26 protein-coding genes are annotated in these 26,480 nt (G+C 72.6%); 15 read left to right on the forward strand and 11 right to left on the reverse strand.

The window, feature by feature from the left end; all coding sequences use genetic code 11:
• Positions 1-8 precede the first annotated feature (8 nt).
• Entirely contained in the window at positions 9-1,535 is a 1,527-nt protein-coding gene (gene mptB, locus M5362_RS20820; protein WP_260229167.1) for a polyprenol phosphomannose-dependent alpha 1,6 mannosyltransferase MptB, read from the reverse strand.
• Positions 1,536-1,682: 147 nt separating this feature from the next.
• On the opposite strand from mptB, the gene M5362_RS20825 reads away from it, so the two are divergent.
• From M5362_RS20825 to M5362_RS20835, 3 genes are all read left to right on the forward strand, one after another.
• Positions 1,683-2,894 carry a pyridoxal phosphate-dependent aminotransferase gene (locus M5362_RS20825; protein WP_260229168.1) on the forward strand — a complete coding sequence of 404 codons (1,212 nt, stop codon included), beginning with the start codon at positions 1,683-1,685 and terminating at the stop codon, positions 2,892-2,894.
• Between the two features lie 93 nt (positions 2,895-2,987).
• Positions 2,988-3,380 carry a hypothetical protein gene (locus M5362_RS20830; protein ID WP_260229169.1) on the forward strand — a complete coding sequence of 131 codons (393 nt, stop codon included), beginning with the start codon at positions 2,988-2,990 and terminating at the stop codon, positions 3,378-3,380.
• Between the two features lie 178 nt (positions 3,381-3,558).
• A complete protein-coding gene (locus tag M5362_RS20835) occupies positions 3,559-4,464 on the forward strand; it encodes a poly-gamma-glutamate hydrolase family protein (RefSeq protein ID WP_260229170.1) in 906 nt (301 codons plus the stop codon).
• 135 nt (positions 4,465-4,599) lie between these two features.
• On the opposite strand, the gene M5362_RS20840 is transcribed toward M5362_RS20835, so the two are convergent.
• Positions 4,600-6,426, reverse strand: coding sequence for a phosphoenolpyruvate carboxykinase (GTP) (locus M5362_RS20840; protein ID WP_260229171.1), 1,827 nt, complete (start codon positions 6,424-6,426; stop codon positions 4,600-4,602).
• Between the two features lie 197 nt (positions 6,427-6,623).
• Between M5362_RS20840 and M5362_RS20845 the strand changes: the two genes are divergently transcribed.
• Positions 6,624-7,295, forward strand: a complete 672-nt coding sequence (locus M5362_RS20845; protein WP_260229172.1) for a hemolysin III family protein — start codon at positions 6,624-6,626, stop codon at positions 7,293-7,295.
• 21 nt (positions 7,296-7,316) lie between these two features.
• Here M5362_RS20845 and M5362_RS20850 read toward each other — a convergent pair whose 3' ends face one another.
• Genes M5362_RS20850 through M5362_RS20860 form a run of 3 tightly spaced genes read right to left on the reverse strand, consistent with a single transcriptional unit; the run spans position 7,317 to position 9,497 of the window.
• Entirely contained in the window at positions 7,317-8,318 is a 1,002-nt protein-coding gene (locus M5362_RS20850; protein ID WP_260229173.1) for a glycosyl hydrolase, read from the reverse strand.
• Position 8,319: 1 nt separating this feature from the next.
• Positions 8,320-8,964, reverse strand: coding sequence for a vitamin K epoxide reductase family protein (locus M5362_RS20855; protein ID WP_260229174.1), 645 nt, complete (start codon positions 8,962-8,964; stop codon positions 8,320-8,322).
• A gap of 29 nt (positions 8,965-8,993) precedes the next feature.
• Entirely contained in the window at positions 8,994-9,497 is a 504-nt protein-coding gene (locus M5362_RS20860; RefSeq protein ID WP_260229175.1) for a DUF5949 family protein, read from the reverse strand.
• A gap of 150 nt (positions 9,498-9,647) precedes the next feature.
• On the opposite strand from M5362_RS20860, the gene M5362_RS20865 reads away from it, so the two are divergent.
• Together M5362_RS20865 and M5362_RS20870 are read left to right on the forward strand one after the other, a co-directional pair.
• The gene (locus tag M5362_RS20865) at positions 9,648-10,079 is read left to right on the forward strand and encodes a tyrosinase cofactor (RefSeq protein ID WP_260229176.1); all 432 of its coding nucleotides are present in this window, start codon (positions 9,648-9,650) and stop codon (positions 10,077-10,079) included.
• The gene (locus tag M5362_RS20870) at positions 10,063-10,929 is read left to right on the forward strand and encodes a tyrosinase family protein (RefSeq protein WP_260229177.1); all 867 of its coding nucleotides are present in this window, start codon (positions 10,063-10,065) and stop codon (positions 10,927-10,929) included. Before M5362_RS20865 ends, M5362_RS20870 begins: the two co-directional genes overlap by 17 nt.
• A 55-nt stretch (positions 10,930-10,984) precedes the next feature.
• Here the strand turns inward: M5362_RS20870 and M5362_RS20875 are convergent, their stop codons facing one another.
• From M5362_RS20875 to M5362_RS20900, 6 genes are all read right to left on the reverse strand, one after another.
• Positions 10,985-11,263: a chaplin gene (locus tag M5362_RS20875; RefSeq protein WP_260229178.1), complete on the reverse strand. Its 279-nt coding sequence runs from the start codon at positions 11,261-11,263 to the stop codon at positions 10,985-10,987.
• A gap of 292 nt (positions 11,264-11,555) precedes the next feature.
• Positions 11,556-12,032, reverse strand: a complete 477-nt coding sequence (locus M5362_RS20880) for a hypothetical protein (RefSeq protein ID WP_260229179.1) — start codon at positions 12,030-12,032, stop codon at positions 11,556-11,558.
• A 201-nt stretch (positions 12,033-12,233) separates the two neighbouring features.
• Positions 12,234-12,893: an LPXTG cell wall anchor domain-containing protein gene (locus tag M5362_RS20885; RefSeq protein ID WP_260229180.1), complete on the reverse strand. Its 660-nt coding sequence runs from the start codon at positions 12,891-12,893 to the stop codon at positions 12,234-12,236.
• A 432-nt stretch (positions 12,894-13,325) separates the two neighbouring features.
• The gene (locus M5362_RS20890) at positions 13,326-13,592 is read right to left on the reverse strand and encodes a hypothetical protein (protein ID WP_260229181.1); all 267 of its coding nucleotides are present in this window, start codon (positions 13,590-13,592) and stop codon (positions 13,326-13,328) included.
• Positions 13,593-13,840: 248 nt separating this feature from the next.
• Complete coding sequence (locus tag M5362_RS20895; RefSeq protein ID WP_260229182.1) at positions 13,841-14,356, reverse strand: hypothetical protein; 516 nt, start codon at positions 14,354-14,356, stop codon at positions 13,841-13,843.
• A 257-nt stretch (positions 14,357-14,613) separates the two neighbouring features.
• Complete coding sequence (locus M5362_RS20900) at positions 14,614-14,853, reverse strand: chaplin (protein WP_260229184.1); 240 nt, start codon at positions 14,851-14,853, stop codon at positions 14,614-14,616.
• A gap of 385 nt (positions 14,854-15,238) precedes the next feature.
• On the opposite strand from M5362_RS20900, the gene M5362_RS20905 reads away from it, so the two are divergent.
• The 9 genes from M5362_RS20905 to M5362_RS20945 all read left to right on the forward strand — a co-directional run bounded on the left by M5362_RS20905 (position 15,239) and on the right by M5362_RS20945 (position 26,233).
• Positions 15,239-16,306, forward strand: a complete 1,068-nt coding sequence (locus M5362_RS20905; RefSeq protein ID WP_260229185.1) for a DUF3344 domain-containing protein — start codon at positions 15,239-15,241, stop codon at positions 16,304-16,306.
• A complete protein-coding gene (locus tag M5362_RS20910; RefSeq protein WP_261366210.1) occupies positions 16,215-17,444 on the forward strand; it encodes a glycosyltransferase in 1,230 nt (409 codons plus the stop codon). Before M5362_RS20905 ends, M5362_RS20910 begins: the two co-directional genes overlap by 92 nt.
• Positions 17,441-18,886 (forward strand): exopolysaccharide biosynthesis polyprenyl glycosylphosphotransferase, encoded by a 1,446-nt coding sequence (locus M5362_RS20915; protein WP_260229187.1) that lies wholly within the window; start codon positions 17,441-17,443, stop codon positions 18,884-18,886. The genes M5362_RS20910 and M5362_RS20915 overlap by 4 nt, the downstream gene beginning before the upstream one ends.
• On the forward strand, positions 18,886-20,190 hold the full coding sequence (locus tag M5362_RS20920; RefSeq protein ID WP_374214500.1) for an O-antigen ligase family protein: 1,305 nt from the start codon (positions 18,886-18,888) through the stop codon (positions 20,188-20,190). Before M5362_RS20915 ends, M5362_RS20920 begins: the two co-directional genes overlap by 1 nt.
• A 718-nt stretch (positions 20,191-20,908) precedes the next feature.
• Positions 20,909-22,498 (forward strand): lipid II flippase MurJ, encoded by a 1,590-nt coding sequence (locus tag M5362_RS20925; RefSeq protein WP_308354894.1) that lies wholly within the window; start codon positions 20,909-20,911, stop codon positions 22,496-22,498.
• Positions 22,395-23,273: a polysaccharide deacetylase family protein gene (locus M5362_RS20930; RefSeq protein WP_260229189.1), complete on the forward strand. Its 879-nt coding sequence runs from the start codon at positions 22,395-22,397 to the stop codon at positions 23,271-23,273. Before M5362_RS20925 ends, M5362_RS20930 begins: the two co-directional genes overlap by 104 nt.
• The gene (locus M5362_RS20935; protein WP_260229190.1) at positions 23,270-24,403 is read left to right on the forward strand and encodes a glycosyltransferase; all 1,134 of its coding nucleotides are present in this window, start codon (positions 23,270-23,272) and stop codon (positions 24,401-24,403) included. The genes M5362_RS20930 and M5362_RS20935 overlap by 4 nt, the downstream gene beginning before the upstream one ends.
• Positions 24,404-24,410: 7 nt before the next feature.
• Positions 24,411-25,079 carry a lipopolysaccharide biosynthesis protein gene (locus M5362_RS20940; protein ID WP_260229191.1) on the forward strand — a complete coding sequence of 223 codons (669 nt, stop codon included), beginning with the start codon at positions 24,411-24,413 and terminating at the stop codon, positions 25,077-25,079.
• Positions 25,076-26,233, forward strand: coding sequence for a GNAT family N-acetyltransferase (locus M5362_RS20945; protein WP_374214501.1), 1,158 nt, complete (start codon positions 25,076-25,078; stop codon positions 26,231-26,233). The genes M5362_RS20940 and M5362_RS20945 overlap by 4 nt, the downstream gene beginning before the upstream one ends.
• The last annotated feature ends 247 nt before the right edge of the window (positions 26,234-26,480 follow it).

Consider the following 26,480-nt stretch of genomic DNA (forward strand, 5'->3'; position numbering starts at 1 on the left):
CGACGGCCCTACGGGCGCGCCTCCTCCTGGCCCACCCGCTGCTGGCCCACCCGCTCCTGGCGCGCCACGGCGGCGGGGGCGGCGTCGCCTTCCGCCGTGCCGCCCCCACGGGGGGACGCCCACGCCGCACGCCGCACCCACCAGAGCCCCACCACCAGCACCACCGCCGCCACGGCGAACCCGTACCCCGGCGTCCGTCCCGACGGCGCCGTCTCGTACACCAGCGCGGCCGACACCACGGCGAGCACCTGCCCCCGGCGCGTGTCCCACGCGGCCGGTGCCACCGCGCACACCCCCCACAGCAGGTACCACGGCTGCACCATCGGCGACAGGGCCACCAGCGCCACCAGCGAGAGCCCCAGCGCCGGCACCGGATCGATCCGCCCCTTCCACGCCCGCCACGCGAGCGCCAGGATGATCACCGCCGCCGCGAGCAGCCCGAGCTTCTGCACCACGCCCTTCACCGGATCGGGGTCGTCCGCCAGGAGCAGCCCCAGCCCGAGACCCACGTCACTGGTGGCCGAGAGCGCGGTGTGGATCGCCCCGGCGACGCTCTGCGTACGCAGCCAGCCGAAGCCGGTTCCGGCCACCACCGTGGCCCCCGCGGCCACCGCGCCCGCCACGAGCCCCGGCAGCACGAGCCCCTTCGCCACGCCCCGGACGCCACCGTCCCGCCGCGCGACCATCACCCCGACGAAGAGCAGCGCGACCGCCGCGGGCGACTTGATCATCATCGCGAGCCCCACGAGCACCGCTCCGAGCACCCACCGCCCGCGGGTCGCCAGCAGCACCCCGCTCAGCATGAGCCCGATCATCAGCCCGTCGTTGTGCATCCCGCCGACGACGTGGATCAGCAGCAGCGGATTGAGCGCGGCCAGCCAGAGCGCCCCGCTGCCGCCCCCCAGCCCCCGAACGGCCCAGACGATCAGCGCGAGCGCGCCGAGCGCGATCAGCCGCATCCCGGCCACGGCCGGCACGATCGCGCCGCCGGTCAGCTCGACCACGGCCCGGGCGAGGACGAGGAAGACCGGTCCGTACGGTGCGGGGGTGTCCGTCCAGTGCCCGCCGACGCTCGCCGCCGCGTCCGCCCCGAGGTCCCCGGGGCCGAGGACCGACGGCCCCGCCCCGTACACGTCGTACCCCTCCAGGACCATGGCGCCCTGCGCGATGTAGCTGTAGACGTCGGCGCTGTACAGCGGCGGCGCGAGCACCAGCGGCGCGGTCCACCACGCCAGCGTGCCGAGGACCCGCTCCCGCGCCTCCCGTACCCCGCGCGCCAGCAGTACCCCGTACCGCCACCAGGCCACGACGAGGAGCGTCAGCCCGAGATACGCGAGGAGGGCGCCGGCCACGGCCGTCGCGGACCCCCGGGGTGCCCACAGCCCCCACGGCTCGCGCACGGGCAGGGTCCCGGCCCCGTAGCCGCCCACCGCGACGGCGAGCGAGCCGAACGCACCGAGCCACCGGCATCCGGAGGCACTGCCCGGGCGGCGGCGCCCGGAGGCTTCTGCGGTGCGGTCGTCCTGGTGGCCCATGGCCGCGCATTCTACGGAGCGGGCGCCCCGCCGGGCCCGCGAGGGCGGGCTGCGGACCCCGTCCACCAGCGCGTTCCGCCCCTCCGTTCTGCCCGACGTGTCCCAAAACACGAGGCGTCCCGCCGCTCACCGCCGTAAGCTCTCGACATGCAGGTGATCCAGTCCACGAAGCTCGCCAACGTCTGTTACGAAATCCGGGGTCCGGTGCTCGAAGAGGCGATGCGGCTTGAGGCCGCGGGTCATCGCATCCTCAAGCTCAACACCGGAAACCCGGCCGCCTTCGGCTTCGAGTGCCCGCCGGCGATCCTCGAGGACGTCCTGCGCAACCTCGCCGAGGCGCACGGCTACGGCGACGCGAAGGGCCTGCTCGCGGCCCGCCGCGCGGTGATGAGCCACTACGAGACCAAGGGCATCCCGCTCTCCGTCGAGGACATCTACCTCGGCAACGGCGTCTCCGAGCTGATCCAGATGTCGATGCAGGCGCTGCTCGATGACGGCGACGAGGTGCTCGTCCCCGCCCCGGACTATCCGCTGTGGACCGCCGCGGTCTCCCTGGCCGGCGGTACGGCCGTGCACTACCGCTGCGACGAGCAGTCGGACTGGATGCCGGACCTCGCGGACATCGAGCGGAAGATCACCGACCGCACCAAGGCGATCGTGATCATCAACCCGAACAACCCCACGGGCGCCGTCTACGACGACGAGATGCTCCGCTCCCTCACCGAGATCGCCCGCCGTCACAACCTGGTCGTCTGTTCGGACGAGATCTACGACAAGATCCTCTACGACGGCGCCACGCACACCCCCACCGCCGCCATCGCCCCCGATCTCCTCGTCCTGACCTTCAACGGGATGAGCAAGAACTACCGGGTGGCCGGCTTCCGCTCCGGCTGGCTCGCGGTCTGCGGCCCCAAGACCCACGCCCACTCGTACATCGAGGGTCTGACGATCCTCGCCAACATGCGGCTGTGCGCCAACATGCCGGCGCAGCACGCGGTGGCCGCCGCGCTCCAGGGCAGGCAGTCCATCGAGGACCTGGTACTCCCGGGCGGCCGGCTCCTCGAACAGCGTGACGTGGCGTACGACCTGCTGACGCAGATCCCCGGGGTGACCTGTGTGAAGCCGAAGGGCGCCCTGTACCTCTTCCCCCGACTCGACCCGAGCGTCTACAAGGTCAAGGACGACCGTCAGATGGTCCTCGACCTGCTGAGGGCCGAGAAGATCATGGTGGTCCACGGGACCGGTTTCAACTGGCACGAGCCGGACCACTTCCGGATCGTCACCCTGCCGAACGCCACGGACCTGGCCGACGCGGTGACCCGGATCGGCACCTTCCTGGACGGCTACAGCCAGCACTGACGCGTCCCGCCCGGGCCACACCCCCGGACCACGCTCAACTTTAGATTGAATCCAAGCTAGGATGGATCCAGAGATACCTCAGGAGGCCGTCCCATGTACGAACCGATCCGCACGAAGTCGGTCCACCGGATGGCCGACGACGACCAGGACGCGTATCCGCACCGTTCCCGCGAGGAGGAGCTGGACATCCAGCTCGCCGGACACCTCGCCGCCCTCCTCGCCGTCACGGACGAGCTGGGCGACACGGAGGCGGGCGATCTCATCGCCCGGCAGGTCGCGCGGCTGCGCGGAGCGCCGCCGGCCCGGCACGCGGGACTGAGCGGCTCGAACACCCCTTCGCTGCACCAGCGCGCCCACGCCCTCGCGGGCCGCGCCCTGGTCGTCGCCGCGTCCCGGGCCGACACGGCCGCCGCGATCCTCGCCGCCGAGCGCATGGACGCGCACACCGCCGCCCTGACCTCGCCCGAGCTGGTCAGCGCCCCCTGACGGCCCCGGGCCGCGTGCCGGGGAGGCGCGCGGCCCGGGTGCCACCCCCTACCGACCGCCGGCAGCGGGCCCACCCAGCGCTGTCCGGGGGAACGGGAGAAGTCCTGAAGTGACAGGCTCTTCCGCCTGACGCCGGAAAGATCCACCTCATGGCGTCACCATCGGTTATGTTCCGGCCATGACCACGGATCATGCTTCCGCCCCGCGTCCCGCCTCCCGCCGTACGGTGCTCACGGCCCTGGCCGCGGCGGCCGCGGCCGGTTCCCCGCTGCTCGCCCAACTGGCCACCGCCGCACCGGCGTACGCGGACGAGACCGAGTACCCCTCGAACACCGCGCTCTACCGCGAGCGGGCCGGTCAGGAGGGCACCAGCTTCAGCCGCCGGTTCCGGCGCCACGAGCAGTTCGACACCTCGATGACCACCGTCGCCGCGTTCCGGCGCACGGCGATCCTCGCGCTGCACGGCGGCGGCATCGAGATCGGCACCAGCGAGCTCTGCCTGGGCATCGCCGGATACAGCCCGGGCGACGCCGACGGCGCGCCGGTCCTGCCGACCGTGCACGACTACTGGATGTTCGAGGGCCTGCTCTCCAGCGGCAACAGGGTCCTGCACGTCACCTCGAAGAACTGCGACGACCACGTCGCCCTGGCGACGGCGGCGAGCCATCTCAACGTACTCAGCCTGCACGGCTGCCAGTTCGACCAGCTGAAGCTGCCGACCGGGACCTATCCCCCGACCGGCGACCGTCGCATGGCGGTCGTCGGCGGTCTCAACAAGACCTTCCGCACGGAGCTGGTGAAGGAGCTGAACGCGGCCGGCTTCCCGGCGATCGACTCCCTCGCCCCCGCGTGGGCCACGCTGCTCTCGGAGTTCAACGGCGACCACGCGTCCAACCCGGCCAACCGGACGATGCTCTCCATGGGGGCCCAGCTGGAGCTCACCACCGAGCTGCGCACCAGCCTGTTCGACGACGCCGGCAGCCGCGGCGCCCGGGCGAGCACCTGGAACGGCGAGTTCGTGAAGTTCCGCGACGCCTGCCGCCGGGCGATCGCCACCGTCGAGTCGGGTCAGCCGCTGCTCTGAGGCGGCGAACGCACCGGCCCCCGGAGCCGTGAGGGGGCTCCGGGGGCCGGTATGCATCGTGACGAGCCGTTCGTGACCCCACTGGTCAGGGCGGCGTTTCGGGGCGACCCGCCACGAGTCTTCGGGGGTGCGGGTCTAGCCCAGGCGCTCGACCAGCGCGCGGTACTCGTCCCACAGCTCCTTCGGCGTGTGGTCGCCGAAGGTGTTCAGGTGCTCGGGGACCAGGGCGGCCTCCTCGCGCCAGACGTCACGGTCGACCTTGAGCAGGAACTCCAGGTCCTCCGCGGGAAGGTCCAGGCCCTCGGTGTCGAGCGCGTCGGCGGTCGGCAGGATGCCGATCGGGGTCTCGACGCCCTCGGCCTTGCCCTCCAGGCGCTCCACGATCCACTTCAGGACACGGCTGTTCTCGCCGAAGCCGGGCCAGACGAACTTGCCGGCCTCGTTCTTGCGGAACCAGTTGACGTAGTAGATCTTCGGCAGCTTGGCCTGGTCCGCCTTCGCGCCGACCTTGATCCAGTGCGCCATGTAGTCGCCCATGTTGTAGCCGCAGAACGGCAGCATGGCGAACGGGTCGCGGCGCAGCTCGCCGACCTTGCCCTCGGCGGCGGCGGTCTTCTCGGAGGCGACGTTCGCACCGAGGAAGACGCCGTGCTGCCAGGTGAAGGACTCGGTGACCAGCGGGACGGCGGAGGCGCGGCGGCCGCCGAAGAGGATCGCCGAGATCGGCACGCCCTTCGGGTCCTCCCACTCCGGGGCGATGGTCGGGCACTGGCCGGCCGGGACGGTGAAGCGGGCGTTGGGGTGGGCGGCCGGGGTCTCGGACTCCGGCGTCCAGTCGTTGCCCTTCCAGTCCGTGAGGTGCTTGGGCAGTTCCTCGGTCATGCCCTCCCACCACACGTCGCCGTCGTCGGTGAGCGCGACGTTGGTGAAGACGGAGTTGCCCCAGAGGGTCTTCATGGCGTTGGCGTTGGTGTGCTCGCCGGTGCCGGGCGCGACGCCGAAGAAGCCGGCCTCGGGGTTGATCGCGTAGAGGCGGCCGTCCTCGCCGAAGCGCATCCAGGCGATGTCGTCGCCGATGGTCTCGACCGTCCAGCCGGAGATCGTGGGCTCCAGCATGGCGAGGTTGGTCTTGCCACAGGCGGACGGGAACGCGGCGGCGACGTACTTCGACTCGCCCTGCGGCGGGGTGAGCTTCAGGACCAGCATGTGCTCGGCGAGCCAGCCCTCGTCACGCGCCATGACGGAGGCGATGCGCAGCGCGTAGCACTTCTTGCCGAGCAGGGCGTTGCCGCCGTAGCCGGAGCCGTACGACCAGATCTCACGGCTCTCGGGGAAGTGCGAGATGTACTTGGTGGAGTTGCAGGGCCACGGCACGTCCTCCTGGCCCTCTTCCAGGGGCGCGCCGAGCGTGTGGACGGCCTTGACGAAGAATCCGTCGGTGCCGAGCTCGTCGAGGACGGCCTGTCCCATGCGGGTCATGGTGCGCATGGAGGCGGCGACGTACGCGGAGTCGGTGATCTCGACGCCGATGGCGGAGAGCGGCGAGCCGACGGGGCCCATGCAGAAGGGCACGACGTACATGGTGCGGCCACGCATCGACCCGCGGAAGATCCCTTCCTCACCCGCGAAGATCTCCTTCATCTCCGCCGGGGCCTTCCAGTGGTTGGTCGGGCCCGCGTCCTCCTCCTTCTCGGAGCAGATGAAGGTCCGGTCCTCGACGCGCGCGACGTCGGACGGGTCGGAGGCGGCGTAGTACGAGTTCGGGCGGAGCGTGGGGTCGAGCTTCTTGAACGTGCCCTTGGCGACGAGCTCCTCGCACAGGCGCTCGTACTCGGCCTCGGATCCGTCGCACCAGACGATGCGGTCCGGCTGCGTGATCTCGGCGATCTCGTTCACCCAGGCGACCAGTTCCTGGTGCTGGGTGGGGACGGCGGTGGTGGGAGCCGCGTTGTCGCGCGCCACGATTGCTCCTTGATGAGGGGTTTTGAGAAACGTCTGCCCCGTGGGGGCTGCGACCCGGATGCGTCGTAGCTGCTCATCCGGTGCCGACCACACTCATTTGATCATCCGACGCATACGCCCATATGTCCAGAGGGCCGCACACGTGAGCATCGCCACTCCTATCCGGGACCTACGGGTACGTAGGTAGCATTCGGCTCATGACTTCTGCCATGCCCTCGGTGAACGAGATCGAGCAGTTCGTGAAGCCCCGGCTCAGGGGCTGGCTGCACGCCGGGATGTTTCCCGCCGTGATCATCGCGGGGCTGGTGCTCGTCGCCCTCTCGGACTCACCCCGGGCACGGATCGCCTGTGGGGTGTACGTCCTCACCGCCTGCCTGCTCTTCGGCATCAGCGCGCTCTACCACCGGGGCAACTGGGGACCGCGCGGCGAGGCGATCCTGCGGCGGCTGGACCACGCCAACATCTTCCTGATCATCGCGGGCACCTACACGCCGCTGACGCTGCTGCTCCTCCCCGACTCCACCGGCCGGCCGCTCATGTGGGCGGTGTGGGTCGCCGCCACGGCCGGCATCGCCTTCCGGGTCTTCTGGGTCGGCGCCCCGCGCTGGCTGTACACGCCCTGCTACATCGCGATGGGCTGGGCCGCCGTCTTCTTCCTGCCCGACTTCATGCGAGCCGGCGGTGTCGCCGTCCTCGTGCTGGTGGTCGTCGGCGGGCTGCTCTACAGCGCGGGCGGGATCATCTACGGCATGAAGCGTCCGAACCCGTCCCCCCGCTGGTTCGGCTTCCACGAGGTCTTCCACTCGCTGACCCTCGCGGCCTTCATCGTCCACTACGTCGGCATCTCGCTGGTCGCCTACAACGCGTGAGCGCCCGGAGCGCCGAGGCCCTCAGGGGCCGCCCGGCGCCCCGAGCGCACCCCTGACGACCTGGCCCGACTCCGGATTGTCCGCACACCCCCACACGCCGTGCGGGCAGTAGTCGGTGAACGTCTGGTACACCGGCCGGTGCCGCGCGAACCAGTCGAGCATCCCCCGTACGTACGCCGGATTGTCCCCGTTGCGGAAGAGGCCCCACTCCGGGTACGAGACGGGCTTGCCGTGCGCCGCCGCGAACCGCACATGGTGCGCCAGCCCGAACTCCTCGGTCACCTGCTCCTCGAACCCGAGCCCCTCCGGCTGGTCGTACGCGTCGAGGCCGATGATGTCGACGTACGCGTCGCCCGGGTAGCAGGTCGGCCACGCGACGGCGTCCCGCCCCCTGCTCGCCGTGAAGTCGAAGCGGAACCGCTGCCCCGGCACCTCCCGCAGCACCCCCACGACCCGCTTCCAGTACGCCTTCCAGGCCTCGGGATCCGGCCCGCAGCGATGGCTGTAGGTGGTGCCGTTCATCTCCCAGCCCAGCACCAGGACGGCGTCGGAGAGCCGGTGCGCGACGAGCCGCTCCCCCAGCGTGCGGAAGTGACCGTCGTACGCGCCCGCCACCCCGCGCCGGAGACCGGCCCTGACCTCCTCGTCCGGCAGCCCCTCCTCGCTGCGGTCGAGCAGCGGCACGTTCAGGACGAAGAGCCGCCCCGGCTCCTCCTCCTTCCACCGCGCCCAGGGCTCGAAGAGCGCGGGGTGTCCCTCGATGTTGGACCAGCGGTCGCCCGGCAGGTAGGTGTGCCCGACGGTCAGCGAACCGCCGCCGAGCCAGCGCTGCACCTCGGCGATCCGCCGCACCCCGGTCGCGTCGGAGCCGGTGAAGAACCCCGACGGCACGGTCAGCCGCTCCGGTACGGGATCGGGTGCGCGGCCCCCGGGCGCGAGCCGGCCGGCGGGCAGGAGCACGAGCGCGAGAACGGCCGCGAGCAGCACGGTCGGTGCGGCCCGCGGCCAGGAGAGGAGGGTCACGTCAGCTGGTCCAGAAGTCCCACCACCGGGTCAGGATCAGCATCCCGATGATCCCGATGTGCAGCACCGGCAGGGCGAAGGTGAACTCCTCGAAGAACCCCTTCACGGCGGCGGGCGCCGGCAGCACGCCCGTACGGACGTTGTGCGAGGTCACGTACCAGAACATGAGGAGCGTCGCGGTCCAGGCCAGGCAGCACCAGAGGCAGAGCGCGTTGATCTCGTACAGCGACTGGTACATCAGCCAGGTGCAGAAGCCGACGCCGAAGAGCATTCCGGCGTTCAGCCCGAGCCAGAACCAGCCGCGGTAGCGGGCCCCGGCGAGCAGCCCGGCCCCGATCGCGACGACCATCCCGTACGTCACGAGACCGAGCATCGGGTTCGGGAAGCCGAACACCGCCGCCTGCTCGCTCTTCATGATGTTGCCGCAGGACACGACCGGGTTGAGGCTGCACCCCGGCTGGAAGTGCGGGTCCTCCAGGAGCTTGAACTTGTCGATCGTGATGACCCAGCCGGCCAGCACCCCGGCCGCTCCGGTGATCACGAGCAGTAGGCCGAGCGCCCGGCTCGCGCCGATCGTCCCGGCGCTCGCACCGGACTCCTCCTGCCGCTGTTCCGGCACCCCGCCCCGTACGTTCACCGTCGCCATGCCGCGACCCCCTCTCCGCCGTTCTCGGCTCAGCCCTGCAGTCGCCGTACCGGCAGCATGACGTGCGCGGCCGCCGCCACGACCTCGTCGTCGGTGACGAAGCTCTTCAGCCGCTCCTCCGTGACCGCCTCGCCGGGCACGGCGTCGGGCCAGGGGCGCGCCGAACAGATCAGGTAGGCGTGCCCGTTCTCCTTGACGGCCGCCTCCCACTCCGCGGGCACCGGGCACTGCACCTTCATGAACGGCAGTGTGAGCACGGCCCGCTGGGCCTCGACGAGCAGGTGGGCGCCGGTCCCGCGCTCCTGGGAGGCGTCGACGACCCGGCCCCCCAGCGGCAGACCCATGCCCTCCAGGGCGGCCCGCATGGCTTCCTCGCCGGCCTCGGGGCCGTCACGGCCGTCCCCGAGGGAATACACCATCAGAAACGGGGTGACGGGGGTGTCGGCGGTGGGACCGATCGTCCACGGAACGACGGTGAGCGTTCCCAGCGGATTCTCGCTGCGCGCCGAGGAAACGACGTTGGAAGAAGTCATGGATCCGGATGCTAGTGGCCGAACGGCCGCTTCCCCGCGCCGAATTCACTCGAACGGCCGACATTCCACCCTCTGGCATTTCCCTCGCAACGAAGTCGGGTTTCCATCGTTGTGCCCTGAGGGCATTCTCCGACCACTTGGAGATCACTCATGATCGTCCCGCGCCGCGTCGCACTGCGGTCCCTTTTCACCCTGGCCGTCGCCGCCTTCACGGGCGGCGCCCTGGCCCGCATCGCCGCCACCCCACGCGAGCGGCACCCCCGCCCCTCGGACGAGAACCCCGAGGGGGCGTCCGCGGGAGCCCCCGGGGAGAGCTTCGACGAGATGTACCGCGGACGGCACATCCGCGGCCTCGCCGGTCCCACGGGCGAGACCCTGGTCCTCGTCGACGGCCGCCCGCTCCACGTGATGCGCCGCGCCGACGGCGGCTTCCTCACTCCCATCGACCACTACGAGTCCCATGCCACGCCACTGGCGGCCACCCGCGCGGCCGTGGACGAACTGGGGTCCGCCCCCCTGACCCGCTACGCCGCGTCCCACGGCGTCCACCCCGGAGGGAGCCCGCGTGGCGTACACACGTAAGAACCAGCGCGACCTGACGAGCGCCGAGCGGAAGAAGTTCGTCGCCGCCGTCCTGGAGCTCAAGCGCTCGGGCACGTACGACGACTTCGTCCGTACCCACATCGACTACTACGTCGCCGACGGCGACAACCGCCTGCGCGTGGCCCACATGACCCCCAGCTTCCTTCCCTGGCACCGCAAGTTCCTGCTGGAGTTCGAGCGGGCGCTGCGCCGGATCGACCCGACCGTCACCGTGCCGTACTGGGACTGGACGAAGGACAACACCCCGGCCGCCTCCCTCTGGGGCGAGGACTTCATGGGCGGCAACGGGCGCCGCTCCGACCTCCAGGTGATGACCGGCCCCTTCGCCTACGCGGGCGGACGCTGGACGGTGAAGCACGGCATGACCGAAGGCCGCTTCCTGACCAGGGACTTCGGCCGCCCCCAGGACCCGATCGCACTGCCGACGAAGGCACAGCTGGACGACGTGATGCGGGAGACCGTGTACGACGTCGAGCCCTGGAACTCCACGAGCCGGTCGGGGTTCCGGAACACGCTGGAGGGGTGGGCCCCGGGCCGGGGCAGCGAGCGGTTCCGCATCCACAACCGCGTGCACCGCTGGGTCGGCGGCCTCATGCTCGGCGGCGCCTCGGTCAACGATCCGGTCTTCTGGCTCCACCACTCCTTCGTCGACCTGCTCTGGTCACGCTGGCAGCAGCGCAACCCGCGGGCCGGCTATCTCCCCACGCGCCCGCCGCAGCTGGGCGAGTCGCAGTACCGCCGGATCGCCGCCCGCGACGAGAAGATGGGCCCCTGGGGGGTCACCCCCGCCCAGATGCTCGACCACAGCGCGATCTACCGGTACGCATGACAGAACGTCCCCCCGGCCGGCCGGCCGGGGGGACGTCAGGACGACGAGCGGAACGTCAGCCGCCGTAGCCGCCGTCGCGGTGGTCACCCTGACCGTCGACGTTCGCGCACTGGTTGCCGAACGCCGGGTTGATGAGGCCGATGACCGTGACGGTGTTGCCGCACAGGTTGACCGGCACGTGGACGGGGACCTGGACGACGTTGCCCGAGGCGACACCGGGCGAGTGGGCGGCGACGGCCTCGGCGCCCGAGTCGGCGACGGCCATGCCGGCTCCACTGAGGGCAACGGCACCCGTGCCGGCGAGGACAGCGGCAGCCTTCGCGATGCGAGACATCAAGAACTCCTTGGACGTGGAAGGGTGACCGCGAGAATCACGGCCGACATTCCCGTTCAACGCCGAAATGGCGTACGGGTCACGGCCTTTAGGCCGCACGGGACCGAAAAGCGAGGGAAGGCCCGCAGAACCGGTGGCCCGCCCGCCGCCGGATACGGCGGTACGGAACTCCGGGATCTGCGGGCCACGGCCATGCGACCAGCCTTCTGTTGTAACGAGCAACGACCCCTCGGGTGGCGGGGAAGAATCGTGCCTTCACCTGCCGGGCCATTCGTCGCACAAAAGAACGTCGTCAGGCCGTCGGCCGCGCCAGACCCAGCTGGGAGCCCAGCGCTCCACGCAGCGCGGGGGCGACGACGCCGACCTCCGGCACGGCGAGGTCCGGCAGCCCGAGCCGGTCGCCGCGCGGCGCGACGACCGGGTTGCCGACCGTGGCGCCGGGGGTGGCGCCCACCATCTCCGAACGGGGAGTGGCGAACAGGGCCTCGCCCGGCTCGCTGCCCTCGACGACCTCGGGCAGCGGGGCGGCGAGGACGGTCTCCGGGAGCGTGCTCGTGAACGGCACCCGCGGCAGACTGACGTCCGGCAGCGTGCCGGACCCACCCTCCTGGAAGCCGGTGGGGCCTCCCGGCACCGGCAGCGGCACTCCGGACGCCACCGTGGGGGCGTCCATCGGAATCACCGGCTCCAGTCCCTGGAGCGGAACGACGACGGGCGCGTCGGCGGCGACGGCGGGGGAGGCCATGGCCGCGGAGGCGAGAGCGGTCATGAGGATTCCCATGCCGGCGTGAGAGCGCAGATTCATGACTGCGTAGGCCCTTCGGAGCAGGTGTCGACGGTACTGAGGTACTGCGCCCTGAGAACGAGCCCCCGTGCGGATCCGTCGCGAAATTCCCCTGAGTGCAGCAACGCCGAAGACCCCCACGGGCGAAGGTGGGGGTCTTGGTTGACGCTCTGTTCGTACGTGACGTCAGTGCCGGCGCTCGCTCCGTCCGGCGCGCCCGGCCCGCGCGATACGCCCGGCGCGAAGGTAGATGACGGCACCGCCGATCACGAGGGCGGCGCTGACGGCGGCCGCACCCATCGTCGCGGAGTCACCGCCGGTGTCGGGGAGATGCGGCTTCCCCGGGCCACCCGGCCCACCGGGCCAGCTGGAACTCGGCGACGGGGACGCCGGAGGCGTGGTCGGAGGCGTGGTCGGAGGCTTAGTCGGAGGCGTGGTCGGCGGCTTCGTGGGCGGAGTCGTCGGCGGCTTCGTCGGAGGCGTCGTCGGCGGCTTCGTGGGCGGAGTCGTCGGCGGCTTCGTCGGAGGCGTCGTCGGCGGCTTCGTGGGCGGAGTCGTCGGCGGCTTCGTCGGAGGGTTGTCGTCGTCGCCGTAGCCGCCGGGCTCCTCCTCGTCCGACGGAGCACACAGGTCACCCAGCGCCCCGGCGGGAGCATGGTCGAGATGCGCGTGGTCGCCGCACAGGCTCTCGGGAAGGGGGACCTCGAGGTGGTGACCGGCGCCGGGGTCGGGCGTACCACTGGTGCCGCCCATGGAGTTCGCCGCCACGGCGAACCCTCCGGTCAGCGACAGGATGCCCGTCGCGGCCACGGCGGTGAACAGCTTCCGGCTGATGATGGATCGCATACCGCTCTTCCTCTGGAGAAAGGGAGAGACCGGCGGGGACCCCCCTCGCTCCGACCGGCCTGTCCGCGCACTCAGTGCGTCAACCGACTGACGGACTGGTTACGGAACGTCAGGCTCAGGGACACCGGGCAGCTGCGCCGCGTACCGCGGCGCGGGGTCGAGCGCTGCCTTCCTCGGTCTCTCCATGGGCCGACCTTCCGTGAGGGGTCGGCGAGAGCCTAGGGAGCGGCACACTGCGGGAGCCGTGACCACACGGCGGCCGATCCGAAAATCATTCGATCAGCCGATCACATTGGACGACGGCATACACCCGATGGGAGAGCGTCCGCCGGGGCCAGGCGGAGCGAGGGTTCCATCCAGAGGGGTCTGGACCGCGTGCGCGGTCCGCCGCGCCAGGGAAGTGCGCGGTGGGGGTCTGTCACTGAGGGGGCGTCAGCCGCCGAGGGGGAGGCCACCGATCAGCGGGGCGTTCTGGGTCGTCTCGTTGAGCTGGTTCGCGGTGTCCCCCACGGTCTTGACCACGGAGCCGTCCGTGGTGCTGCTCAGCGCGTCCGTCTTCAGGCCCTCGCTGGCGAGGGTACCGAGACCACCGTTCAGGCTGGTGGGCACCGCCATCGGCTCGGCGGCCATGGCGGGCGCGGCGGCACCCAGGGCCATCACAGAACCGGCGACGATCGCGGCAACCTTGGTGGGCTTCATGAATCGAGTCCTTCCTCTTTCACGTCACAGTGCAGGCAAGTCGCTTGCTGTACAGGCCTCTTGGCCGACTCCTGTACGTCGTTCTGCCTTCTGTAACGAGAGGTGCGCTCGCCGGAAACTCCGGGAGGAGGGTTTTCTCTCCACTGCACCCGAATGACTGGACCCGGTCGTATCTACGGATCGGATACCCGGACGCCGTGCCGTCCGGCAGGAAGCCGGGCGGCACGGCGCGGGGTGGTGAGGCGTGACTACCTGACGGGCAGCGGCAGCGTCACCGGGAGCTGGGGCACCTCAGGCACCTCGGGTACCTCAGGCACCTCCGGCACCTCCGGCAGCTCGGGCACCTCCGGCAGCTCGGGGTCTTCCAGCACGGCGGCGGGGAGTGTCGGTGCTGTCGGCACCCCCGACAGGTCCGGCACCGGCAGCCCGCTGCCGAGCAGCGAGGTGACCAGCGAGTTGACCAGCGAGGTCACGGTCGTGGTGACCTGCGGCACGGCACCGAGGGCGTTGCCCGAGGCGACCGCTGCGAGCAGATCGGCGACCACCTTGTCGACGGCGGCGAGGGCGTCGGAGACGACGTCGGTGGGGGCGGCCTTCGCGGACTTCGTCTCGCCGGAGGCGGCCGGGAGGGCCGGCGCCTGCGCGGTCGTGACGGACTCGCGGGACGGTGGGTGTACGTCGGCGACAGCGGTGCCCGCCGCGCCGAGGGTGAGGGCGGCGGATATCGCCAGGGCGGTGAGGCGGCTGGTAACCAGGAGACGCATATGTGTTCCTTTTCCTTATGCGTCGGACAACATCTCCGCCACCGTGCCTGCGCTTATAGCGCTCCGCAACGGGAGAACTACGTAGCGCCACCCCCTCCGTTCGGGTGAATCTGCCCCTCTGACCTGCCCCTCCGAGGGGCGTGCGCCGTTGCACCCGACGGCGCACGTGGGTGCGTCCGAACGAGCAGAAGGCCGGCGCGCCACCCCTGGAAGGGGGGCGCGCCGGCCTCGGAAGGACCACGATCCGGCGTGCGAGATCAGAAGTTGGCGCAGGTGTTGCCGAAGGCGGGGTTCAGGGCGCCGATGACGCTGACCGTGTTGCCGCAGAGGTTGACCGGCACGTGGACCGGGACCTGGACGACGTTGCCGGACAGGACGCCGGGAGACTTCACGGCCGCGCCCTCGGCCAGGGAGTCGGCAGCGGCGACACCGGTGGCACCCGCGACGGACGCGGCGACACCCACGGACAGGACTACAGCCTTCGCGATACGGGACATGGAGAAGCGCTCCTCGATTGTTGACACATCATTGAGACGGCGCGGACGGTTTCGCCCGGCTCCTTCAACAACGCCCCCGCAATTCATCGGTTGCTCTCCCGAACGGGTGACGTTCAACCGATCTTTGGGCCATAAGAGGGTCGTTCGAGCGTGTGGTCGAGGAATGGCGCAACACGCACAACGAGGAAACTGCCGAACAGGTACGGGAGTTAGGGTTTGTGAGCATCTAATGCTTACTATCGCCCGACGTCGGGGTTATAACGTTCCCGAACGTCACCTACGGTCCAGCCGCGCGGACATCCTTTTCGCACGGTCGACATCTTCTTCTTCTCTCCCGGTCATCACGGGTGTTCCCTTGCTTCTCTCATCAAAGCGGAGAACCTGTATGCGGAATTCAGCGGTTCGTGCTGTGCGCCGCGGTCTGTTGTGCGCCCTGTCGTGTGCGGCCCTGTCCGCCGCGCTGCCGGCCGCCTCCCTCGCCGCGCCCCACCCCAAGGAAGCCCCCCGCGTCCCCTTCGCCCCGCGGTACCAGACGGTCCAGCACGGGGGGATCGTGCGTGCCGCCAACACCTCGGCCACCGCCGGCAAGGACGCCAAGGGTGCCGGAACGCGCAACGACGGCTTCGCCATCGGGTACGTCGACGTCGACAGCGACCCCAACACGTACAACTCCAGCAGCGCCGAAGTCCGTGTCCCCGAGGGCTCCCGCGTCAGCTACGCCCGTCTCTACTGGGGCGGGAACCTGAAGGTCGGCGAGCAGAAGCCGCACAAGGACAACGGCCGGGTCCTGGTCTCCGAACCCGGGGGCCGGTACAAGGCGGTCCTCGCCGACTCCACGATCGGCCACCGGACGGCGGACGGCGCCGACGCCTTCCAGGCCTCCGCGGACGTCACCGAACTCGTCCGCCACGCCCGGAACGGGCTGTGGACGGTGGCCCAGGTCAATGTGGCGATGGGCCGTTCGGCGGTGGGTGGATGGGGCGGCTGGACGCTGGTCGTCGCGTACGAGAACACCGCCGAGCCACTGCGCCGACTGGCCCTCTGGGACGGCTTCGAAACCGTCGGTCCGCGCAGCGGTGAGCTGCGGGTCCCGCTGGGGGAAACGGCGCTTCCGGAGGGTGCTTCGGGACAACTCGGAGTGGTCGCCTACGACGGTGACCTCGGAACTCGCGGGGATTACCTCGCGGCGGAGACGGGCCGGTCGGAGAGTTTCCCGATCTCGGATTCCGCCAATTCCGCGGACGACGTGATGAACTCCAGCATCACCGATTTCGGCGCCGGTCGTATCGAACGACTTCCGGCTCATCAGAACACCCTGGGGTACGACTCCGACGTCTTCGATCTGGGGGGTGCCCTGCGCCATGGAGCCGACCGATTCCACGTCCGCTTCGGCTCCCGGCAGGACACCGTCTGGCTCGGAGCGCTCTTCCTCCAGGCGGACGTCCGGCGCTGACGTGCGTTCCTTCTCCGTTCTCCACGCGGTCCAGCCCGGTGACGGCGGGGTCGCGCGGGTCGTCGTCGACCTCGTGCGCGCCCAGCTCGACGCCGGGCTGCGGGTCGCCGTCGCGTGCCCGCCCGGCACGTCACTGGCCGCGGCCGTCCACGCCGAGGGCGCGGACCTGTTCGCCTGGCGGGCCGGGCGCGACCCGGGCCCCCGCCTGGTCCGCGAGACCCGCGACCTCGCGCGGGTGATCCGTACGGTCCGCCCCGCGCTGGTCCACGCGCACAGCGCCAAGGCCGGGCTGTGCGCCCGGCTCGCCCTGCGCGGGCGGGTCCCGACGGTCTACCAGCCGCACGCCTGGTCGTTCGAGGCGGTCGACGGCACGGTCGCCGCGCTGGCGCGCCGCTGGGAGGCATGGGCGGCGCGCTGGACGCACCGGATCGTCTGCGTCAGCGAGGCGGAACGCCGTACCGGCGAGGCCGCCGGTGTCCGGGCGCCCTGGTCGGTCATCCACAACGGTGTGGACGTGGCGCGGTTCGCGGGGCCGGCGACGGCCGGGGCGGAGCCCGTCGCCGACGGCTCCGCCGCCGGACCCACCGTCGTCTGCGTCGGGCGGCTCTGCCGGCAGAAGGGGCAGGACGTCCTGCTCGCCGCCTGGCCCGCCGTACTCGATCTCGTTCCCACCGCCCGGCTCGTGCTGGTCGGCGACGGGCCCGACGGGGAGCGGCTGCGGGCCGCGGCTCCGCCGTCCGTGCGTCTCACCGGTGCCGTCGACGACACCGCGCCCTGGTACCGGGCTGCCGATCTCGTCGTCCTGCCGTCCCGTTGGGAGGGCATGGCGCTCGCGCCCCTGGAGGCGATGGCGAGCGGACGCCCGGTCGTGGTCAGTGACGTGGACGGAGCGCGCGAGAGCCTGCCGCCCGGCCACGAACCCCTGTGCCTGGTCCCGCCCGAGGACCCGGCCGCCCTCGCCGCCGCCGTCGGCCGCCTGCTCGGCCGGCCGGAGCTGCGGCGAACCCTGGGCCGCGAGGCCCACGAACACGTACTCAGCAGATTCGATGTGCGGCGCACCGGCGCGGCCGTCGCGGATGTGTACCGCGAGCTGGCCGGAGTGCGGTGCACCGAGCACAGAGAGCCGATTTCGCCGTGACTACGGAAAGCACCAGCGTTCCTCCTGCACCGGGCCCCTGGCCCTCGGCGGGCCAGGGCCATTCCCCCGGACTCGCCTCCCTCGCGCCGCAGCGCGGCCGGTCGGACCGGCTCGCGCTGCCGCCGCGCCGGCCCGCGCCACTGCGGCTCGCCGCCGTACCGCTGATCGCGGCCGACGGTCTCGCCGTCCTGGCTGCGGCCGCGCTGCTGCCCGAACCACAGCGCGGCCTCCGGCTGTTCCTGCTGGTCGTCGTGTGCGTGCTCGTGCTAGATGCCCACGCGGGGCTGCACCGCCCGGCCCGGGCCGGCGCCCTCACGTCCGTACTGGACGAACTGCCCGCGCTCGCCGCGCGCGCCGGGGTCGCCTGGTGCGTGTCGGCGGCGGCCGTCGCCGCGTTCGCCCCCGCGCTGGCCATCGGCCCGGGCGCGCTCTGCTCGGCGTACGCGACACAGCTCGCCGTCGTCTGCCTGGCCCGCGCCGCGGTGCACGGGCTCAGGCGGCGCAGGGCGAGGGCGCATCCGCGCTCCGCGCTGGTCGTCGGCGGTCCGGCCGCCGCGCGCAGGTTCGCGGCGGCGCTCGCGCAGCACCCGGAGTACGGCATCCGGCCGGTCGGGATCGTCGGTTCGCGGCCGGACGGGGAGCCCGGGCTTCCGGTCCTCTCCTCGGCCGAGGAGATCCACCGGGCGGTCATCCAGAACACCGTCCGCGACGCCGTGTTCCTGACCGACGACAGCAGTCTGGTGACGCTCTTCCAGCACTACGGCTGCACCACCTGGCGGGTGGGCGACCGGGACCAGGGCGGACCGATGGGCGACCACCTGTGGGGGTACGCCTGCCGCCGGATGGTCCCGCTCGGCGAGCGCCGCGGGCAGGCCGCGAAGCGCGCGCTGGACGTGGCCCTGGCCGGTCCCGCGCTCGCCCTCGCCCTGCCCGTACTCCTGCTGTGCGCGCTGGCGGTGCGGCTCTCCGACGGGCCCGGGGTGCTCTTCCGGCAGGAGCGGGTGGGGCAGAACGGGCGGCTGTTCACGCTGCTGAAGTTCCGTACGCTGCGCCCGGCCGACGAGACCGAGTCGGCGACCCGGTGGAGCGTCGCCCACGACCGGCGGATGAGCGCGGTCGGCGGCTTCCTGCGGAAGTCCTCGCTGGACGAGCTGCCGCAGCTGTGGAACGTACTGCGCGGGGACATGAGCCTGGTCGGGCCGAGGCCCGAACGGCCGTACTTCGTCACGCAGTTCAGCCGGATCCACACCGGTTACGCGGACCGCCACCGGATGCCGGTCGGGCTGACCGGTCTGGCGCAGGTGCACGGGCTGCGCGGCGACACGTCCATCGAGGACCGCTGCCGCTTCGACAACCACTACATCGACCACTGGTCGCTCTGGCAGGACGTCCGGATCCTGCTGCGGACCGCGGCCGGGCTGGTCCGACCGGCGGGGAGCTGATGATGGCGACAGCGGCTGCGGTGCTGCCCGGGGCGGGGTCCGGAACCGGCGTACGGGACTGGGCGCGGCGGGCCGGGGCGCTGTCCCCGGTCCTGGCGGTGATCGCGCTGCTGCTCGTCCCGGGCGGCGGCGGCGCGGAGGGCGGCACCGGCGGTACGGGAACGGTCGCGGACGCGGCCTCGGGGCTGCTCGTGCTGGTCTGCCTGGTGCGGGTGGTCCGCAGCGGGGCCCGGCCGTTGAGCCGCGCGGCGGCGGTCGTGATCGGGCTGCCGGTGCTCGGCATCTGTCTGGCGGCGATCACCTCGAACGATCCCGCGGCGAGCCTGCCGGGCGTGGCCCGCTACGTCCAGGTCTTCGTGCTCGTCCCGGCGGCCGTGCTGCTGATGATCCGCGACCGGCGGGACTTCGCGGTGGTCGCGTGGGCGCTCGTGGGGCTGGCGCTGCTCCAGGGCGCGGTCGGGGTCACGCAGTACCTGACCGGGACGGGCGCGTCGTACCAGGGCGAGGACATCCGGGCGGTGGGGACCTTCGGGCCGACGGACGTGATGGGGATGGCGACGGTCGTCTCGTACGGCCTGGTCATCGTCGTCGGGATCGCGCTGGGGAGCGGGCGGGGACGGACGCGGAGCGCCGCGCTGGTCTGCGCGGGTCTGCTCTTCCTGCCGTTGGTCCTCTCCTTCAGCCGGGGCGCCTGGATCGCGACGGTACTGGCGGTCGCGATCCAGCTGGCCCTGTCGGGGCTGCGGCGGGCGGGGCGGGTGGCGCTCGTGGTGGGTGCGCTCGCCGTGGTCCTGGTCGGCGGGCTCGGGGTGGGCTCGGCGATGGTGAAGGAGCGGGTCAGCAGCATCACGCAGGTGGCCGGGGCGCCGGACCAGTCGGTGACGGACCGGTACACGATGTGGGCGGCGGCCGGGCGGATGTGGCGGTCGGACCCGCTGACGGGGGTGGGGCTGAAGGGCTTCCCGGCCTACCGCGACTCGCACGCCTCGGTGGCGCTGTCGTCCGGGAGCGACACGGCGGGCGCGGGGGCGGCGTTCCGCCGCCAGCCGCTGCTCTCGCCGCACAACATGTACCTGCTGGTCCTCAGCGAGCAGGGCCTGCTGGGGCTGCTGGCCCTGGCGGGCAGCTGGGCGGCGCTGCTGGTGGGGGCGGTGCGGCGGCTCGGTCTTGTCGCGATCGGCCTGCTGTCGTGGCAGCTCATCGACTTCTTCTACGCGGACATCGGGGGCCCTTCGACGGTCCTGATGTCGGTCGTCCTCGGTCTCGCGGCCTGGTGGTCGCTGACGGAGGTGAAACGTGCGTGACCCGTGGGGCGGGGAGCCCGAGTCCACGGACCGGGTCCCGTCTCCGGAGGGCCCCGGGGCCGCGGGCAGGCCTGTATGGGCGGACCCGTGGCCCATGCCCGACCTTCCCGCGGGTGGCCGACGCTGGGCGGGAACGACGTCCCCGGTCCCGAACCCCCCGGTGCGCCGCTTGCCGGGAGCCCAGGGCCCACCGCCGTACGGCGGACCCGTCGTGTCCGGCGCGCCGGGAGCCCAGGCCCCCCCGCCGTACGGCGGACCCGTCGCGCCCCGCACACCGGGGCCCCAGGGCCCCCCGCCGTACGGCGGACCCGTCGCGTCCGGCGCGCCGGGGGTCGACGGGCATCTCCCCCCGTCCGTCCCCCCGGTGCCGCCCCGCCCGCCCTACGGCGAAGCCGGCGGCTCGGCGTGGACCGACGCCCGGGCCGGACTGACGGACACGGACGAGCAGCTTCTCCGCCACCGGCCGCAGGCCGGGCCCCGGGCCCGCGGGCCGTACGCCGAGGCCGGGGGCCCGGCGGCACGCCCCGGCGGCCACCCGGCCGCGACGGCGGTCCAACCGGCCGCTCACCGCGCGGCCGACGGTCCGGCTGCGGCGGAGCACCCCGGCGACCGGAGGCCCCGCCCGTCACGTGACCAGGGCGCCCCGGCCCCGCGGCGCGCTCGGCACAGGGCGCCGAAGTCCGCCGGCTCGGGCGGGTTCCTCAGGCGAGCCGCCGCAGTGACCGCCGGACTCACCGCCGCGGGGGCCGTGCTCGGACTCGTACGGGACCAGAGCCTGGCGCACTATTTCGGCGCCGGGGCCGAGACCGACGCGTTCCTCGTCGCCTGGACCGTGCCCGAGTTCGCGTCCACGCTCCTCATCGAGGACGCGATGGCCCTCATCCTCGTGCCCGCGTTCAGCCGCGCCCTCACCCGGCGCGGCGCCGTCCGCGCGCTCGTCCGCTCCACCCTGCCCCGACTCGCCCTCGCCATGTCCGCCCTCGCCGGGATCCTGGTGCTCGCCGCGCCGCTCCTCGTCTCCGCCCTCGCGCCCGGACTTCCCGACCCCCGGCTCGCCGTCGACTGCACCCGGCTGACCGCGACCTGCGTGCTGACCTTCGCGCTCGCCGGCTACTGCTCCGCCGCCCTGCGCGCCCACGGCTCCTTCCTCCCTCCGGCCGCCATCTACGTCGCGTACAACGTCGGCATCATCGGCACGATCGTGGTGCTGCGGGAGCCCTTCGGCGTACGGGCCGCAGCCGCCGGAGTCGCCGTCGGCGGCGTGCTGATGGTGGCGGTCCAGGCGCCGTACCTCGTCCGGGAGCTACGCGGCCGGAAGCACGTGCCGAACGGCGAACCGGCCGGCGACTCCCGCCTGCTCGTCCTCGGCCTCATCGCACCCGTGATCGCCTTCACCGTCTCCCGCCAGTCCCAGATCCTCATCGAGCGCTTCCTCGCCGCGCCGCTCCCCTCCGGCGCCATCTCGCATCTGAACTACGCGCAGAAGGTCGCGCAGATGCCGATGATCCTCTCGCTGATGCTGTGCACGGTCAGCTTCCCCGTCGTCGCCCGGGCCATGGCGTCGGGCGACGCGGACGGCGCGCGCCGCCGTGTCGAGCGGGACCTGCTGCTCGCCGCCGTCGTCGTCCTCATCGGCACCTCGATCGTCATCGCCGCCGCCCCGCAGATCGTCGAAGTCCTCTTCCAGCGCGGGGCCTTCGACCGCGACGACACCGCCGCGACCGCCGCCGTGATGCGCGTCTACGCCCTCGGCCTGCTCGGCCAGACGACGGTCGGGACACTGGTCCGCTGCTACTTCTCCGCCTCCCGCCCCCTCTGGTACCCGGCCGCCGCCATGGCCGCCGGTCTCGCCGTGACCGCCGTCGCCGGAGTCGTCGGCGCCGGGCTGTGGGGCGCCGTCGGCATCGCCGCCGCCAACGCCCTCGGGATCACGCTCACCGCCGTGCTGATGCTGCTCGGCGCCCACCGCCAGGCCATCCCGGTCCGGGTCCGCCACCTCGGCGAGGGGTTGCTGCGGCTGGCCACCGCGGCCGCCTGGGCCACCGCCGCCGGCTGGCTCTGCTCGGTCCTGATCGACTCCGCGCTCCTCTCCCTCGCCGTCGCGGCCGTGGTCTGCGTCTCCGTCTTCCTGGTCTTCATCGCCTGCGCCGCCCGTGCGCCCGACATCCCACCCCTCACCCGCACCGCATCACGGAGGCTCGCCCATGCCCGCTGCCACGGCGCCCCGCACCGCCGCGATCCGTCGACTGCTGCCGAAGCCGCCCCCGTGGGTGGTGATGTACCACTCGATCGCCGACACCACGGATGATCCCTACCGGGTGACCGTCTCCCCCGTACGCTTCGCCCGGCAACTGCACTGGCTGAACGACCGGGGGCTGCGCGGTGTCTCCGTGCGCGAGCTGCTCGCCGCGAGAGCCGCGGGCCGCGCGAAGGGGCTCGTCGGCCTCACCTTCGACGACGGGTACGCCGACTTCGTCGAATCGGCCCTCCCCCTGCTGCGCCGCCACGGCTTCACCGCCACCGTCTACGTCCTACCCGGCCGCATCGGCGGCGAGAACGCCTGGGACGGCGACGGCCCGCGCAAGCCGCTGCTGACGGAGGACGGGATCCTGCGCGTCTCCGAGGCCGGCATGGAGATCGGTTCGCACGGTCTGCGGCACGTCTCGCTGCCCACGGTCGACGCCGAGACGCTCGCCGAGGAGACCCGGCGCAGCCGTGAGCTCCTGGAGGAGATCACGGGCGGCCCGGTGGACGGTTTCTGCTACCCGTACGGGGACGTGGACGCCCGAGCGGTGCGGTCCGTACGCAACGCCGGGTACCGCTACGGCTGTGCCATCGCCCCGGGCCCGCTGACCTGCGCACACGCGCTGCCCCGGATCCACATCGACGAGCGGGACACCTCCTGGCGCCTGACCGCCAAGCGCCTCCTGCACCCGCTGCGCCGCCGTCACCCGGGCGACCTCGACAGCGACCTCGACCGCGCCCGCGACCTCGACCTCGACCGCGCCCGCGGCCTCGACCGCGCCCGCACCGGCACCGGGGTGCGCGCGGCGGGCCGCGACGTCGTCCGGGAGGCGCCATGAAGGTCCTCCACATCATCACCGGCCTGGGCATCGGCGGCGCCGAGCAGCAGCTCCGGCTGATGTTGCGTCACCTTCCGGTCCAGAGCGAGGTCGTCACGCTCACCAACCCGGGCCCGGTCGCCCGCGGCATCGAGTCCGACGGCACGCCCGTCACGGATCTCCGCATGGCCGGCAACCGTGACCTCGGCGCACTCCCCCGCCTGGCGCGCCACATCCGCCGGGGCGGTTACGACCTCGTTCACACCCACCTGTACCGGGCGTGCGTGTACGGCAGGATCGCCGCCCGCCTCGGCGGAGTCCGTACCGTCCTCGCGACCGAGCACTCCCTCGGCGACACCCAGATCGAGGGCAGGCCCCTGTCGGCCGGCACCCGCGCGCTCTATCTGGCCACGGAGCGGCTGGGTACGGCGACCGTCGCCGTCTCGCCCAGCGTCGCCCGCCGACTGGAGGCGTGGGGTGTGGCCCCGTCCCGTATCCAGGTCGTCCCCAACGGCATCGAGCGGGCGCGCTTCACCTTCGACGAGGACGCGCGCCGGATCACCAGGAAGCTTCTCGACCTGCCGGAGGACGCGTTCGTCGTCGGCGGCGTGGGCCGCCTCGCGCCGGGCAAGCGCTTCGACCGTCTCGTACGGGCGGTGGCGTCGGTGCCGGAGGCCCGGCTGCTGCTGGTCGGGGAGGGCGAGGAGCGCGCGCGGCTGCTCGCCGTGGCCCGCGAGTGCGGGGCGGCCGACCGGGTGCTCCTCGCGGGCGCCTGCGAGGACCCGCCGCCCGCGACCTCCGCCGAGCCCGGTCTCCCGTCGCTGCTCGCGGCGATGGACGTCTTCGTCTCCACCTCTCCCGACGAGACCTTCGGGCTCGCGGTCGTCGAGGCGCTGGCCGCCGGACTGCCGGCGCTGTACGTGGCCTGCCCGGCGGTCGACGACCTGCCGCCGGACGCGGCCCCGGGGGCCCGGCGGGTCGGCGAGGCCGTACCCGAACTCGTCTCGGCGCTCTGTGGCATCCGCGACGCCCGGCTCGCCCGGCTGCCGCAGCCCGCGGCGGCGTACCGCTACGACATCGCGCACAGCGCCCGGCAGTTGATGTCCCTCTACGAACAGGCCGTCCACGGCACCCCTCCCCTCGCGAAGTGAGTCACCGATGAGCTCCCTCAGTCCCCAGCGCTCCCGTCTCGTGACGGCCCTGCGCACCCCCCGCCGTTGGTGGGTACTGCCCGCGTCCGTGCTGATCGGCGCGACGCTCGGCGGCGGTTACGGGGCCGTGAAGACCCCGCAGTACGCGGCCACGAGTTACGTCATCGTGGTCCCCGGCGAGAAGTCCGACCCGGCCGCCGCGCTCGGCTTCGCCCAGGCCTACGGCAGGGTGGCCGGCGACATCGCCGTGACCGGCGACGCGCAGGTGTGGGCGGGGGTCTCCGCCGCGACCCTGCGCGAGAGCGTGCAGACGGCGACCTCCCCCGACGCGCCGATGATCTCCATCACCGCGCGCTCCGCCACCCCCGGCAAGGCCGTCTCCATGGCGGACGGCGTCGCGCGCGCCCTGATCCTCAACAGCACGCACGTCTCGGGGAGCACGGGCGTGAAGGTCGTGCAGTTCTCCCGGGCGACCAAGCCCGTACAGCCCGTCTCGCCCTCGGCCCCCCTCTCGGCGCTGGTCGGCGGCTGCGCGGGCGGTCTCCTCGGCGGCCTGGCCCTGCTCGTACGGCCTCAGCGCGCGGCGCGCCCGGAGGCCCGGCACTCCCGGCAGACCACCGCGGCCGTCCCCGGCCCGGCCGGCGCGCAGCACCAGCCGGAACCGGAGGCGGTGTGACAGGCGGCGGTGCGTCGGGGGACGGCTGGAGAAGCGAGGTCTGCCGGGCCGGCGCCGAGTTCGGCCGGCTCGGCGAGCGGTGGGCTTCGCTGTACGCCCGCTGCTCCACCGCCACCCCCTTCCAGTCGCACTCCTGGCTGCACTCCTGGTGGGTGTCGTACGGCACTCCGGGCGCGCTGCGCGTCGTGCTGGTACGGCGGGAGGACGGCGAACTGGTCGCGGCGGCGCCCCTGATGCGTGCCCGCGGTCCGCTCCCGGTCCTCACCCAGCTCGGCGGCGCGATCACCGACTTCACCGACGTCCTCCTCGACGACGCGTGCCCGCAGGCGGCTCCCGCGCTGGCCCGCGCGATCGCCCGGGCGGCGCGCGGAGCGGTGGTCGACCTGCGGGAGGTCCGTCCCGGGGCCTCGGCGGAGCAGGTGTTCGCCCGCTGGCGGGGGCCGCGCCGGCGGCTGCCGGACTCGCTCTGCCTGGAGCTGCCCGCGGTGCCGATGGACGCCCTCCTCGAACGGATGCCGTCCGCCAAGGCGCAGCAGCGGGTGCGGGCGAAGCTCCGCAAGCTGGACGCGCTCGGGATCGACGAGCGGATCGTGACCGGCGACGAGGTGCCGGACGCGCTGGACCGGCTCCTGAGGCTGCATCAGCTCCAGTGGCAGGGGCGGGGTGTCACCGTCGAGCACACCAGCGACCGGTTCGCCCAGCACCTCGCACGGGCCGTGCGGCCGATGGTCGAGCGCGGGGACGCGCGGGTGACCGAGTTCCGGCTCGGCGAGGACGTCGTCGCGGCCGACCTGACCCTGATGTCGCCGCGCCTCGCGGGCGGGTACCTGTACGGCGCGGATCCCGTGCTGCGCGCGCGGAAGATCGACGTGGCGACGATGCTGCTGCGGCACGGGGCCCGGGAGACCAGCGCGAGCGGGCGGGCCACGCTGAGCATGCTGCGGGGCACCGAACCGTACAAGCAGCACTGGCGGCCGGAGACCGTACGCAACCAGCGGCTGATGCTGACGGGGCGGGGTACGGCTCCGCTGCTGTGGCTGCGCGCGGGGGCGGCGGACGGCAGGCGATGGGCGGCGCGGCAGGCGCGGGAACGGGCGTGGGTGGGGCGGGTTGTGGGGAGGCTTCAGGGACGTGCGAACGGCGGCGGAGGATGATCTCCTCCGCCGCCGTGGGGGAAGGCGTCAGAAGGGCCAGACGCCGTTCAGCATCCCCTTCAGGCTGCCGCTGCCGCCGAGGCCGCCGAGGTCGCCCAGGCCAAGGCCGTCGTTGTCCTTCCAGCTGTCCTTGGGGACGCAGACGGGTCCGCCGATCCAGCTCTCGACCCACGAACCGAGATTCACGGTCCAGCAGTTCGGGGCCGGCTGAGGCAGGGGCTGAGGCAGAGGCTCGGGCTTCGGCTCG

The organism is Streptomyces sp. Je 1-79 (assembly GCF_025195125.1).
Taxonomy (GTDB): Bacteria; Actinomycetota; Actinomycetes; order Streptomycetales; family Streptomycetaceae; genus Streptomyces.